This is a genomic window from Sphingomonas sp. Leaf257 (assembly GCF_001422185.1).
Taxonomy (GTDB): domain Bacteria; phylum Pseudomonadota; class Alphaproteobacteria; order Sphingomonadales; family Sphingomonadaceae; genus Sphingomonas; species Sphingomonas yabuuchiae.
This window is the reverse complement of sequence record NZ_LMMH01000002.1, coordinates 87,425-100,241: the sequence shown is the minus strand read 5'-3', so window position 1 is coordinate 100,241 and position 12,817 is coordinate 87,425. Positions and strand designations below refer to the sequence as shown.

Here is a 12,817-nt window from a genome sequence, read left to right as displayed (position 1 = left end):
GCGCACCCGATATGTCAGCGTTACGCCAGCGGAACGGAAAAGTTCCCGATCCGGTTATTCCCCCCGATCCAAACAGGGAGAATGAGCATGAAGATCCGCATCGGCCTGCTGATGGCCGCCAGCCTGGTGTCGCTGTCCGCCTGCAACGGCAAGGGCACCGACAAGCTCGCCGAGAATGTCGAAAAGGCGGCCGACAACCGTGCCGACGGCATGGAAGACCAGGCCGACGCGCTGCGCAACCAGGCCAAGATGCTCGACAAGCAGGCCGAAAAGACCCGCGACTATGCCGAGGACCGCGCCGACGCGATCAAGGCCGCCGACGTCAATGCCGCCGCGATGAGCCCCGAGCAGCGCGAGGCGGTCATCGACAACCAGGCGGCTGCGGTGCGCTGAGGCGGATGGAGTCCGGCCCCTCCACCATCGCTATCGCGATGGTCCCCCTCCCCAAGCACAGCTTGGGGAGGAATGGGATGCCGAAATCCTCCCCATCTTCGATGGGGAGGGGGACCGCCGGATGTAGCCCGGTGGTGGAGGGGCAAGCCGCCGGTTACTGCGCCTCGCGGTGGTTCGTCACCTTGCCATAAATCAGCTTGGCCACCGTCGTCAGCCTGTCGCTCGCATCCCCGGTCAGATCGAAGAACAGTACCCGGTTCGCTCCCGCCTTCAGCCACGGCGCGGGCGTGTAGAGCGTGTGGACCGGCCCGATGCTCCAGAAACGACCGAGATTATGGTCGTTCAGCCACAGCTGCCCCTTATGCGCGCCCCGCATGTCGAGATAGGTGTCGCCGGGCTGCGAAACGGTCATTTCCGCCTCGTAGAAGCAGGGACCGCTGCACGGCTTGGCCGACAATTTCAGCGACGACAGATTGTCCATCGGCAAGCGGAACATCTGCCAGTCGGTGAGCGGCTGCCCCGCCAGCGTCACCGCGCCGGTCAGGCCCGCCTGCTCGGTGCGGATCGCGTGCGAATAATTCACCCGGCCGGTATTCTCGACCAGGATATCCAGCGTCGCGGGCTTGGCGCGCGCGGGCAGTTCGACCGTCTCCTGATCCAGACGCCGGTCCAGCGTGCCGACCAGCGCCTTGTTCAGATAGACCTGCGCATAGCTGTGCATGCCCTTGAGGGCCAGCGTCTGCGCAGGGCCCGCCGGGACGGCGACGCGGTAGAGGACATAGCCGAAATTCTGGTCGAGTTCCTCGAACGTCTTCGGCTGAGCGGCCCGCACCGGCGCGGGCAGATTGTCCCAAAGCGACGCGCTGCGCCGCACCGGCGATACCGGGAAGGTCGTCGCGACTGTCGGCGCAGGGGTTGGTGCGGCGGGCTTGCCCGTCACCTCGGCGATGGCGGCGGCGATCAGGCCGTATTTGTAGCGCGGATTGCCCGCCTCATCGATCGGCGCGTCATAATCATAGCTGGTGGTGTCGGGGTGATAATCCTTGCCGGTGTGCGAGTCCGCGCCGTTCATCCAGCCGAAGGTGGTGCCGCCATGAACCATGTAGAGCGAGATCGAATAGCCGCGCTTGAGCATATAGGCCATTTCCTCAGCCTCTTTCTTGCCGTCCGTCTCGTGGTGCTCCTCGCCCCATTTGTCGAACCAGCCCGCCCAATATTCGCCGACCATGCGCAGGCCGTCAGGACGATAGGCCTCCAGCTTCGCGACCGAGCTTTGCGCGCCGCCCGAACCAAAATTGACGATCGAAGGCAGGTTGGGCAGCGAACCCTTGGCCAGATCGCCGCCCTGGTTGCTGGTGAACAGGATGCCATCGGCAAACCCCGCGCGCTTGTAGCTCGCCTCCAGCCCGCGCAAATAGGTCTGATCGCTGCCGAACGCGCCATATTCGTTTTCCAGCTGCACCGCGACGATCGGCCCGCCATTCTTGAGCAGCAGTGGCTTCACCTCCTGCCCCAGCCGCATCAGCCAGCGGTCGACGGCGGCGGTATATTGCGGATCGATCGAACGCAGGACGAGCTTGCGGTCCTTGAGCAGCCAGGACGGATAACCGCCCAGTTCCCATTCCGCACAGACATAGGGGCCGGGACGCAGGATCACGTCCAGCCCCTCGGCCTGCGCATCGCGAATGAAGGCGACGATGTCGTTCTGGCCACTGAAATCATAGACACCCGGACGCGGCTCATGCGCGTTCCAGAAGGAATAGGTGGTGATGGTGTTCAGCCCCATCGCCTTGGCCTTGCGCAACCGGTCGCGCCAATAGGCGCGCGGGATGCGGGTATAGTGCATCTCGCCCGAGATCACCTGATGCGGCTGGCCGTTGCGCAGGAAGCCCTTGCCCTTCACCTCGAAGATCCTGGCCGGGCCGTCATTCGACAGGGGGCCTTGCGCCGACATATTTTGCGCCGCCAGGGGCGAAAGCGCGGTCGCCGCCAGAATTGCGCACAAGGTCGATCGAACCGCTCGTGTCACGTCACTCTCCCGTTCATTCCGTCGCATTCGCGCAGACGGGGTTCGGGACATGCCGTGTCACCCGCCCGCGCTTCGGCATCATGGGTGCCATGCGGGACGGGGGTTCGTCAAATTGTCTGACGAATAATGCCGAGTCATTCCTCCCCTGCAAGGGGAGGAATAAGGGGTTACGCGGCTTTCCACATCGGCTGTGCCATCACGGGGGATTGGCTGCCCAGGCGGAAGCGGCCGACCTGATCGGTCATCGCGCTTGCCTCGTTGACCATTTCGCGGGCGGCGGCGGAGGCTTCCTCGACCATCGCCGCATTCTGTTGCGTCACCGAGTCGAGATCGCCGATCGCGATCGTGATCTGCGACGCGCTGCTCGCCTGTTGCTGGGATGCGTTGGCGATGTCGCCGATCAGGGTGGCCATCTCGCTGACCTGCGCGGCGATGCGCTGTAGCGTCGATCCGGCCGCGTCGACCTCCTGCACGCCCGAGCGAATTTGCGCGTCCGATGCGCCGATGCGGCTCTTCACATCCTTGGCGGCATCGGCCGAACGCTGCGCCAGCGCACGGACTTCGGATGCGACGACCGCAAAGCCCTTGCCCGCGTCACCCGCGCGCGCCGCCTCGACACCCGCGTTCAGCGCCAGCAAATTGGTCTGGAAGGCGATGCCGTCGATCACGCCGATGATCTCGGAGATTTCGTTCGAGGTACGCTCGATCCCGCCCATCGCGTCCATCGCGCGCTGCACCACGACGCCGCTCTGCGCCGCATTTTCCTGCGCGGAGGCGGCGACCTGCGCGGCCTTGTTGCCGAACTGCGCGGTTTCCTGGATCGCGGTCGTCACCTGGCGCATCGCCGCGGCCGTTTCCTCCAGCGAGGCGGCCTGATGTTCGGTACGCCGCGACAGGTCGCCAGCCGCCTTGCCGATTTCGAGCGCCGCACTGTGCACCCGGCGCGAGGACGAGTCGATCGACTGGATCGATCCGCCCAGCATCTGCGCCGCCTCGTTGAAGTGAAGCCGGAGCGGTTCGTAATCGTCGCGGAACGGCTTGGCGATGCGGTGCGACAGATCGCCGTTGGAGATGCGCGACAGCCCGTCGCCGAGCTGATTCACCATCTCCATGGTTTCGCCCATATCCTGGATCAGGACCAGCACATCCTGCGGCGTGACGACCTGCGCGGGGATCAGGGTAACGAGAAGGCGCTCCACCTGTCCCTTGGGGTCTTGGTTGAGCCATTCGAACCGGGCAAAGCCGTCCCGCAACGCCTGGGCGACCCGCTCCCCGATATGCGTGTCTGTCGGGCGGCCATCCGCCTGGCAGGGGGCGGAGAAATCCAGCGGGTTATGGCCCAGCACCTCGGACAGGCGGCGATGATAGATCCGCTCGACGGCGGCGTTGCCAGCAATGAACTTACTGTCGGACAAGAGGAGCATGGCATCGGGCGAATGCTCGAACACCGCCAGCGCCAGCCGATTCCCCAGGCTCACATCCTTCTTGCCGAACAAACCCATCGCAGCCATCCGCCCATTGTCTCTAGCGGTCCGGAGTCGAAGGCGTATCGCCCATCAATTCCGGCCATGACGTGCTGACCTAACGAACAAGTCTGAAGGATCGGTTAGGGATGTTTTGTATTGGTACCGCTTACCGAAAAAGCAATTGTCCGTCTTGGTCGGGTCGGCCATGAGCACCACATGCGTCGCCTGCTTGCTCCGCTTCGCCGTCCCGTTCCGGCGCTATTGTCACTGTTGATCGCGGCACAGGCGTTGTTCTGCTGGCGGCTGACCATGCCGCCGACGCTGGTCTTCGACGAAGTTCATTACGTTCCCGCCGCGCGCACGTTGCTGGCGCTGGAGGGGCCGGTGAATATCGAGCATCCGCTGCTCGGCAAGATGTTGATCGCGGCGGGCATGCTGATGTTCGGCGACAATGCGCTGGGTTGGCGCGCGCTGTCCACGGTGGCGGGGACGGCGATCGTCGGCGGCGTGTTCGGCATCGTCTGGCTGATGACCCGGCGGACACGCGCAGCGGCGATCGGGGCGCTGCTGACCATGTTGAACTTCATGGTGCTGGTGCAGGCGCGGATCGCGATGCTTGACGGGTTCATGGCCGCATTCGTCGTGCTGGCCGTCGTGGCGATGGCCTGGGCAGTGCGCGGGAACGCCGTGCAGAGTCGCTGGCGCTGGATGCTGGGTGCGGTGCTGCTGGGCCTCGCGGTCGGGGTGAAATGGGCGGCGGTGCCCTATCTGGGCTATGCGGCGATCGGCTTTATCCTGTTGAAGCGGCAGGACCCCAGCCGCTGGCCGGGCCTGCGCTGGTGGTCGGCCTGGGGGCTTCTCGGTCTGAGTGCGGGGCTGGCCTATGCGGCGACCTTTGCGCCAGCCTTTTTCTATACGCGCGAGCCGATGACGGTGGCGAACCTCCTGCCGTTTCAGTTGGAGATGTATGCTCGCCAGACCCAGATCCTGCCGCCGCATCATTATCAATCGACCTGGTGGAGTTGGCCCGTGATCGGGCGGCCCATCTGGTATTTCTACGAGATGGCCGAAGGCGCGCAGCGGGGTATCTTCCTGCTCGGCAATCCGGCGGTGATGTGGGGCGGGCTGGTCGCGGTGGCGGCGTGTGCGCTCGGCTGGCTGCGGACGCGGGAGGCAAGGCTGGGTGTCGCGGCGGCGCTCTGGATCGGTGGCTTCGCGGTCTGGGCGATCATCCCCAAGTCGCTGGGCTTCTACTATTATTACTTCCTGCCCGCGATCTGGCTGTCGGTCGCGCTGGCGGTGGCGATCGATCGCTGGCGGACGTGGTTGCGCGACTGGGACGAGGCCTATCTGGTCGCGGTGGCGTGTCTGTTCGTGTATTTCTACCCGATCCTGACAGCGGGGGCACTGGCGGGGCCGAAGTCCTTTGCGCGCTTTGCGTGGTTCATGGATTGGCGGTGAGGGCCACGCCCCCACCCTCAGCCCAAATTCAGTACCGCCCCCAGACGAACCGCGACGACAGCGCATAATTCCACACCGCACCGACCAGCACGCCGATCAGTGCCGATACCGCCCACTCATTCGCCCGCGCATCGTGCAGGAAGGCCGCAACGCCGACATTGGCGATCGCCCCCACGGCGCAAACCAGACAGAAGGACACCCAGCCGTCGAGCAGCGGCTTGAACCCGGTCAGACGCCGGTCGCGATAGGTCAGCGCATTGTTCAGGAAGAAGTTGAACGTCATCGCCGCCGCCACCGCGACGATCTGGCTGGCCAGGAAGCTCGCGCCCAGCAGGACGAAGAACAGGCTGAGCACCGCCATATGCACGCCCACGCCCAGCACCCCAATCGCCGAGAACATGGCGAAGCGCACCGGCACCACCTTGCCGAAGCGGCGGTCGTACAGCGCGATCAGATATTCCATCGCCACGACATGATCGAGCTTCGACTCGCCCTCGGTCCGCAGCCGGAAGACATAGGGCATTTCGGCGGCGCGTAACGGGCGCGGCGACGCACTCATGATGTCGAGCAGGATCTTGAAGCCGATCCCCGACAGATGCGGCACGGTGTCGCGCGCCACCTGGGTGCGGACCATGAAGAAGCCGCTCATCGGGTCGGACAGGTTCACGTTCAGCACCCGCTGCGACAGCTTCGTCGCAAAGGCCGACTTGGCCACCCGGTCGCGGTCCCAGTCCCCCGTCCCGCCGCCATCGATGAAGCGCGAGCCGACGACGATGTCGAGATCGCCTTCCGCCTGCAACCGGTCGAGCATCTTCGGCAGCAGCGTTTCGTCATGCTGCAAATCGCCATCGATCACCGCGACCACAGGCGCGGCGGTGGCGCACATCCCCTCGATACAGGCGGACGACAGCCCCCGCCGCCCGATCCGCTGGATCACCCGGACGCGGCTGTCGACGCGGCCCAGTTCCCGCGCGGCCTCGGCGGTCCCGTCGGGGCTGTTGTCGTCGACGAAGATCGCCTCCCACCGCCGCCCGGCCAGCGCCTGGTCGAGCTTGGCGATGAGCACGGGCACATTGGCGCGCTCGTTGAAGGTCGGGATGACGACCGCGAGTTCGAGGAGCGCGCTCATGGGCGTCAGAGGCGTTCGAGGATCGCGTCGGCCATGGCGCGGGTCGACAGGCTGCCGCCCAGATCGCCGGTCCGCGCGCCCTCGCGGATCGCGCCCGCCACCGCCGCGTCGATCCGGTCGGCCGCCTCGGTCAGGCCCAGCGAGTGGCGCAGCATCATCGCCGACGACAGGATCGCCGCGCATGGATTGGCCTTGCCCTGCCCCGCGATATCCGGTGCCGAGCCATGGATCGGCTCGTACAGCCCCTTGCCCGTCGCCCCCAGCGCGGCGGAGGGCAGCATCCCGATCGAGCCTGCGCACATCGACGCCTGATCCGACAGGATGTCGCCGAACAGATTGCCGGTCAGGATGACGTCGAACTGGCCCGGATCGCGCACCAGCTGCATCGCGCAATTGTCGACATACATGTGCTCCAGCGCGACGTCCGGATAGTCCTTCGCCACCTCGATCACCACGTCGCGCCACAACTGCGAGGTTTCCAGCACATTGGCCTTGTCCACCGACAGCAGGCGACGGCGGCGGCGCATCGCGGTTTCGAAGCCAACGCGGGCGATGCGCGCCACTTCCTGTTCGTCATAGCGCATCAGGTCATGGCCTTCGCGCAGACCCGCCTCGGTGGTGCCACGGCCCTTCGCACCGAAATAGACGTCGCCGGTCAGCTCGCGCACGATCACCATGTCGATACGCCGCGCAATGTCGGGGCGCAGCGAGCTGGCATCCTCCAGCCCCTCGAACAGGCGCGCAGGCCGCAGGTTCGCGAACAGGCCGAATGCCTTGCGCAGACCCAGGATCGCCTGTTCGGGCCGATGCGCGCGCTCCAGATTGTCGAAGCGCGGATCGCCGACCGCGCCGAACAGCAGCGCATCGGCGCGGTCCGCCACCTCCAGAGTCTCGGGCGGCAGCGGATGGCCCGCCGCCTCATAGGCCGCTCCGCCGACCTTGGCCTCCTCGAAGGTCAGGCCCAGATCCAGCGCCTCCAGCACACGCCGCGCTTCCGCCGTCACTTCCGGGCCGATGCCGTCACCGGCGAGGATCGCGATCAATGCCATGGCTGGCCCCTTGTCCTGTCTATGTTCGGAGCGCCCTTTGCCTTAGCGGACGGCCCTCACGCAACCGCCCTTTTGAACCGATCGAACAGCCGCGTGCGGGCGGGCATCGGATCGTTGCGCAAGCCCACCAGGATATCGCGCGCCAGGAAATGCGCGGTGATCCGCCCGGCGGCAAAGATATCCGGCCAGTCGGCCACCCCGCCCTCGCCCAGAAAGGCCGGCAAGGGGAACAGCCGCGCCTCATAGCCGAACGCCGCCCCCACCGACACGGCGGCCCCGCTCTTGGGACTGACATAGGCCAGATCGTCGGTTCCTCCGGTGACGGTGCACCGCTCCAGATCGAGCCCGAAGCCCAACTGCCCCAGCAGCAGCAGTTCGTAGCGCACCAACGCCCCCGCCCAGCCCCGCGCGGAGGGTGCCGACTCGATCGCGGTCAGCACCGCATCCAGCGCATCGTAGAGGACGGGATAAGGCTGCTCCTCGGGCAGGGTGGCAGCGGTCAGTGCGCACAGCCACTCGATTCCGGCGGCGGCCAGCGGCTCGCCATGCAGTCCCGCACGGCTATGCCCCGGCTCGATGGTCAGCGCGGCAAGCTGCTCGGCGGTCCGCGCCCGCCACTCGCCGATAATGCCGTTCCCCGGTTGCAGGACGGGCCTGAGCGCTCGCGACCGCCCGCCCCGCACATAGCCCGGCTGCACCCCATCCTCACGGGTCAACGCCCGCACGATCGCCCCATGCTCGCCATGCGGCCGAACCGACAGGATGATGGCGGGGGCGACCCTGTGCATGGGTACGGATGTAGGGGGGAATGGGGTGGGATGCTATGCGATAGAGGGTTCTCCCCGACCACGCAAACACCCTTTCCGGCTCTCTGAAGTTCAACTTTTCCCGTAAGGGATCCGATAGCGAGACTCTTGATGCTGTCCCGAACCGATTATGGGACACTCGTTCACGACCGCTTCTATGATGCTGCCATCACGTTGGTAGCAGCGGCTTCCTGCAGGACCTCGCGAGACAAGTAAGGCAGATGGATGCGCTACAAGGTATTGGGCCGCACCGGATTGTTCCTATCGGAAAGTTGGGAGCAGTACGATCTTCTGGGACCTTGCCTTCCTCGTGTCGAGCCGCCTTTAAGGGGCGGCTATAGCTGTCGCCGACATTCGAGCGGCTAAACGAACATATTTAGGTGCGCGACAATGCAGAGAATTTGCGTATTTTCGGGATCAAGCTCGGGACGCATCAGCGAATATCGGGATAGCGCGGTCCAGCTAGGAACCCTGCTTGCCGAGCGTAATATCGGGCTAGTCTATGGCGGCGCTGCCGTTGGCCTTATGGGTGCGGTCGCCGATGCGACGATCGCTGCTGGCGGCAGTGTCACGGGTGTGATCCCGCAAGCATTGGTCGAACGGGAAGTCGCGCACACCGGTCTGTCCGACCTGCGCGTCGTTGGGTCGATGCATGAGCGAAAGGCATTGATGGCTGAATTGTCGGATGCGTTTATCGCGCTTCCCGGCGGTATAGGGACGTTCGAGGAGATCTTCGAGGTATGGACATGGACTCAACTGGGCAATCATGCAAAGCCGTGTGCCGTGCTCAACGTGCACGGCTTCTATGACCAGCTTCTCGGATTCCTCGATCACGTCGTCGATGAAGCGTTCTTAAAACCCGTGCACCGAGGAATGCTGTTGGCGTCGGCTGATCCCGCCGCGCTTCTCGATCAGATCGCCGACTATCAAGTGCCTGCCGAAACCAAATGGATCGCTCGCGATGAGCGCTGAACCTGTTTGGCCCCGCGTCGGCTGTGGCGCCGCAATTTTGGAGGATGGTAGGCTCCTGCTCGTGCGGAGACGCCGGGACCCCGAAGCAGGATGCTGGGGATTGCCGGGCGGCAAGGTCGATCCGTTCGAACCGGTCGCCGACGCGACCGCCCGCGAAATACACGAAGAACTCGGCATCATCATCAAGCCGCGAGCATTGCTTTGCCTTATTGATCAGATCGATCGGACGGCAGGTCACCACTGGATCGCGCCGGTATTCCGCGTCGAGCATTATGAGGGTACGCCGGCAATTATGGAGCCTGAGGCGCTTTCGGAGCTGGGATGGTTCAGCCTAGAAACTTTGCCTGCGGAACTGACTGAGGCGACCCGGCAGGCCGTTGTCGCTATGAAGCACACCACCAACTGACCGCTTGGGCGCTCTCACGCACGTGCTTGCCGCTGGCGTATCGATGAAGCGGAGGACCTTTGCGGAAAGGCGGTGACTGCTCGGGCAGGCAACGCCACTCTGCTATGTGGCAAACAGGGGTAGCGCTCAGAACCATGTTCCCGATCGGGAACGGCTAGCGAGAATGCCCCAAATCGACCGTGCGGCAGAACCCGAGAGGCAGAGGATTTCCCAAAATACGTTACCGATTGCTCTTTCTCGAAACGACCCTGTGTCGATGGACAAATGGGAATGACGCATCCGGCCAATGGACCATCGGAACACCGCCCCCTCACCGGCTATGATAAAAGTCGTACACCTGCTGCGCCACGGCCTGACTGACCCCCGGCGCTTTACGCAAATCCTCCAAACTCGCATTGCGCACCGCGCGCCCCGTGCCGAAATGCATCAGCAACGCCTTCTTCCGTGCCGGGCCGATGCCGGGCACTTCATCCAGCGGGCTCGCGCCCATCGCCTTGGCGCGCTTGTCGCGGTGGGCGCCGATCACGAAGCGGTGGACCTCGTCGCGCAGGCGTTGGAGGTAGAAGAGCAGCGGCGCGTTGACCGGGAGCATCCGTTCGCTCCCGTCCATCATGTGGAAGACCTCGCGCCCCTCGCGGCCATGATGCGGGCCCTTGGCGACGCCGACCAGGCAGACATCCTCGATGCCCAAATCCTCCAGCACCGCCTTGGCCGCGTTGAGCTGGCCGCGACCGCCATCGATCAGCACCAGGTCGGGCCAGGTCGCATCGTCGCGATCCGGGTTCTCCTCCAGCTGGCGGGCGAAGCGGCGGCGGAAGACTTCGCGCATCATGCCAAAATCGTCGTTGGTCGCCGCCTCGTTCCCCTTGATGTTGAACTTGCGATACTGGCCCTTCTGGAAACCCTCCGGCCCCGCCACGACCATCGCGCCCAGCGCATTGGTACCCTGGATATGGCTGTTATCGTACACCTCGATCCGCTGCGGCGGTTCGGACAGGTCGAAGAAGTCGGCCACTTCGCGCAGCAGCTTGGCCTGCGTCGTCGATTCGGCCAGCCGCCGCTCAAGCGCCTCGACCGCGTTGCGCTTGGCCTGGTCGAGCAGGCGGCGGCGGTCACCGCGCTGCGGCACGGTGAGCTGTACCTTATACCCGGCCCGCTCGCCCAGCGCCTCGGTCAGCAACTCGCCCTCGGGCAGGTCACGATCGAGCAGGATGGTCTTGGCGGGCGGCACTTCCTCGTAGAATTGCGTGAGGAAGCTGGTCAGCACCTCCTCCTCGGGCACGTCATTGGTGTGCGCGGGGAAGAAGCTGCGATGCCCCCAATTCTGGCCGCCACGGATGAAGAAGGCCTGGATGCCCATCACCCCTTCGCGATTGGCGAGCGCGAAGATGTCGGCGTCGCCCACGCCCTCGGCGTTGATCGCCTGCGTGCCTTGAATGAAGGTCAGCGCCTTCAGCCGGTCGCGCAGGATCGCGGCCAGCTCGAAATCCATCGCCTCGGCCGCCGCCTGCATCTGCGTGCCCAGCTTGGCCTGGACCTGGGTCGACTTGCCGCCGAGGAAGTTCTTTGCGTCGGCGACCAGTTCGGCATAGGCGGCCTCGTCGATCCGGCCGACGCAGGGCGCCGAGCAGCGCTTGATCTGGTAGAGCAGGCACGGCCGGTCGCGCCCTTTGAAGAAGCTGTCGGTGCACGACCGGAGCAGGAAGAGCTTTTGCAGCGCGTTCAGCGTGTTGTTGACGCTGCCCGCGCTGGCGAAGGGGCCGTAATAATTGCCGACCGCACGCCGCGCCCCGCGATGCTTCTGGATGCGCGGGAACTCATGGTCGTTGCGCAGCAGGATGAAGGGAAAGCTCTTGTCGTCGCGCAGCAGGACGTTGAAGGCCGGGCGGTAACGCTTGATCAGCTGCGCCTCGAGCAGCAGCGCCTCGGCTTCGTTGTTGGTCGTGACGATGGTCATCGACCGCGTCTGCGACACCATGCGTTGCAGGCGCTTCGGCAGGCGATCGACCTGGGTATAGTTGGCGACCCGGTTCTTCAGCGCGCGCGCCTTGCCGATATACAGCACATCGCCACGCGCATCCTGCATCCGATAGACACCGGGCCGCAGCGGCAGCGTCGCCAGCACGTTGCGGATCGCCGCCACCCCCGCCTTCAGATCGGGCGCATCGGCACCGCGCAGGGTGAAGGTGGATTTCTCTTCGTTGAAGCGGTCGACGGGAGGTTCGGACATTGGGTGCGATTTAGGTGTGCGATCGGCAGATCGCTACCCTGTGAGGTTGCTTTGGTTCACGCGAAGCCGCGAGGACGGGAAGGTTTATTGTTCGCGCAGAGGCGCGGAGGACGCAGAGGCGTTGTAAAAGTTGGCGGGCGGAAGACCTTCTTCTTCCTTTGCGCTCTCTGCGCCTCTGCGCGAACCCTCTTCTTCGTGTCTTCGCGGCTTCGCTCGAACCTCAGTTCAGCCTTGCGCGAAGAGCTTCGTCCCCATCACGCCGATGACGGTCAGGACCATGAAGCCCGCCTGGATCGGCGCGATCTTGTCGCCGAACACGATGGCCCCGCCGATCACGACACCTACCGCGCCCAGCCCGGTCCACACCGCATAGGCGGTTCCGGCCGGAAGCCCGCGCATCGCCAGCGCCAGCAGGCCCATGTTCACGAAGCTGAGGACGATCGGCACGCTCGACGCCTGCCAGGTGGCGACGGTCGCCGCCCATTTCAGGCTGAGCGCCCAGCAAATCTCGGTAATCACGGCAATGCCCAGAATGACCCATGCCATCGGAGCGTCTCCTTTGTCACGGGCTCGGGGATATGGGCATCGTCGCCGGAAACCCGAAAGAGACGGCGATGCGGCCCCGTCGGGACGGGGGGTATGTGGTGTGGGGAGCTGCCCCTCCACCACCGGACTGACGCCCGGCGGTCCCCCTCCCCAAGCCGAGCTTGGGGAGGAATGCGTTTTCCCACCCTCCGTTCAGGCTGATCGAGGTCGAAGCCTAAGGGAATCCCTCTCTTCCGCGCGGGGATAGGGCAGGACGTGGGCTTCGACTTCGCTCAGCCTGAACGGAGGTGGTGATCTTTTGGCTTTCCGAAACGACCGAACCGCGCCTCG

The 12,817-nt window shown here is 64.9% G+C and carries 11 protein-coding genes; 4 read left to right on the top strand and 7 right to left on the bottom strand.

Features of this window, described 5'->3' with window-relative positions; all coding sequences use genetic code 11:
- Positions 1–87 precede the first annotated feature (87 nt).
- Positions 88–393 (top strand): hypothetical protein, encoded by a 306-nt coding sequence (locus ASF14_RS03600; RefSeq protein ID WP_056431906.1) that lies wholly within the window; start codon positions 88–90, stop codon positions 391–393.
- Positions 394–547: 154 nt separating this feature from the next.
- Here ASF14_RS03600 and ASF14_RS03595 read toward each other — a convergent pair whose 3' ends face one another.
- Together ASF14_RS03595 and ASF14_RS03590 are read right to left on the bottom strand one after the other, a co-directional pair.
- Positions 548–2,422 carry a glycoside hydrolase family 35 protein gene (locus ASF14_RS03595; protein ID WP_236696915.1) on the bottom strand — a complete coding sequence of 625 codons (1,875 nt, stop codon included), beginning with the start codon at positions 2,420–2,422 and terminating at the stop codon, positions 548–550.
- A gap of 167 nt (positions 2,423–2,589) precedes the next feature.
- The gene (locus ASF14_RS03590; protein ID WP_236696914.1) at positions 2,590–3,933 is read right to left on the bottom strand and encodes a methyl-accepting chemotaxis protein; all 1,344 of its coding nucleotides are present in this window, start codon (positions 3,931–3,933) and stop codon (positions 2,590–2,592) included.
- Between the two features lie 171 nt (positions 3,934–4,104).
- Between ASF14_RS03590 and ASF14_RS03585 the strand changes: the two genes are divergently transcribed.
- A complete protein-coding gene (locus ASF14_RS03585; protein ID WP_056431713.1) occupies positions 4,105–5,349 on the top strand; it encodes a phospholipid carrier-dependent glycosyltransferase in 1,245 nt (414 codons plus the stop codon).
- 28 nt (positions 5,350–5,377) lie between these two features.
- Here ASF14_RS03585 and ASF14_RS03580 read toward each other — a convergent pair whose 3' ends face one another.
- Genes ASF14_RS03580 through recO form a run of 3 tightly spaced genes read right to left on the bottom strand, consistent with a single transcriptional unit; the run spans position 5,378 to position 8,315 of the window.
- Entirely contained in the window at positions 5,378–6,478 is a 1,101-nt protein-coding gene (locus ASF14_RS03580; protein WP_056431711.1) for a glycosyltransferase family 2 protein, read from the bottom strand.
- Positions 6,479–6,483: 5 nt separating this feature from the next.
- Entirely contained in the window at positions 6,484–7,527 is a 1,044-nt protein-coding gene (gene leuB, locus ASF14_RS03575) for a 3-isopropylmalate dehydrogenase (protein ID WP_056431708.1), read from the bottom strand.
- Positions 7,528–7,583: 56 nt separating this feature from the next.
- Positions 7,584–8,315 (bottom strand): DNA repair protein RecO, encoded by a 732-nt coding sequence (recO, locus tag ASF14_RS03570; protein ID WP_056431704.1) that lies wholly within the window; start codon positions 8,313–8,315, stop codon positions 7,584–7,586.
- 408 nt (positions 8,316–8,723) lie between these two features.
- Here recO and ASF14_RS03565 point away from each other — a divergent pair, with 408 nt between their 5' ends.
- Together ASF14_RS03565 and ASF14_RS03560 are read left to right on the top strand one after the other, a co-directional pair.
- Positions 8,724–9,305 (top strand): TIGR00730 family Rossman fold protein, encoded by a 582-nt coding sequence (locus ASF14_RS03565; protein ID WP_056431702.1) that lies wholly within the window; start codon positions 8,724–8,726, stop codon positions 9,303–9,305.
- Entirely contained in the window at positions 9,295–9,711 is a 417-nt protein-coding gene (locus ASF14_RS03560) for an NUDIX domain-containing protein (protein ID WP_056431699.1), read from the top strand. The genes ASF14_RS03565 and ASF14_RS03560 overlap by 11 nt, the downstream gene beginning before the upstream one ends.
- A 310-nt stretch (positions 9,712–10,021) precedes the next feature.
- Here ASF14_RS03560 and uvrC read toward each other — a convergent pair whose 3' ends face one another.
- Entirely contained in the window at positions 10,022–11,941 is a 1,920-nt protein-coding gene (uvrC, locus tag ASF14_RS03555) for an excinuclease ABC subunit UvrC (RefSeq protein WP_056431696.1), read from the bottom strand.
- 225 nt (positions 11,942–12,166) lie between these two features.
- Positions 12,167–12,487 carry a DMT family transporter gene (locus tag ASF14_RS03550; RefSeq protein ID WP_056431693.1) on the bottom strand — a complete coding sequence of 107 codons (321 nt, stop codon included), beginning with the start codon at positions 12,485–12,487 and terminating at the stop codon, positions 12,167–12,169.
- Positions 12,488–12,817: the final 330 nt, after the last annotated feature.

Excerpts from the sequence above, each read along its gene's own strand:
- ASF14_RS03600 (WP_056431906.1), top strand. The coding sequence starts at position 88 with ATGAAGATCCGCATCGGCCTGCTGATGGCCGCCAGCCTGGTGTCGCTG.
- ASF14_RS03590 (WP_236696914.1), bottom strand. The coding sequence starts at position 3,933 with ATGGCTGCGATGGGTTTGTTCGGCAAGAAGGATGTGAGCCTGGGGAAT.
- ASF14_RS03585 (WP_056431713.1), top strand. The coding sequence starts at position 4,105 with ATGCGTCGCCTGCTTGCTCCGCTTCGCCGTCCCGTTCCGGCGCTATTG.
- ASF14_RS03580 (WP_056431711.1), bottom strand. The coding sequence starts at position 6,478 with ATGAGCGCGCTCCTCGAACTCGCGGTCGTCATCCCGACCTTCAACGAG.
- leuB (WP_056431708.1), bottom strand. The coding sequence starts at position 7,527 with ATGGCATTGATCGCGATCCTCGCCGGTGACGGCATCGGCCCGGAAGTG.
- recO (WP_056431704.1), bottom strand. The coding sequence starts at position 8,315 with ATGCACAGGGTCGCCCCCGCCATCATCCTGTCGGTTCGGCCGCATGGC.
- ASF14_RS03565 (WP_056431702.1), top strand. The coding sequence starts at position 8,724 with ATGCAGAGAATTTGCGTATTTTCGGGATCAAGCTCGGGACGCATCAGC.
- ASF14_RS03560 (WP_056431699.1), top strand. The coding sequence starts at position 9,295 with ATGAGCGCTGAACCTGTTTGGCCCCGCGTCGGCTGTGGCGCCGCAATT.
- uvrC (WP_056431696.1), bottom strand. The coding sequence starts at position 11,941 with ATGTCCGAACCTCCCGTCGACCGCTTCAACGAAGAGAAATCCACCTTC.
- ASF14_RS03550 (WP_056431693.1), bottom strand. The coding sequence starts at position 12,487 with ATGGCATGGGTCATTCTGGGCATTGCCGTGATTACCGAGATTTGCTGG.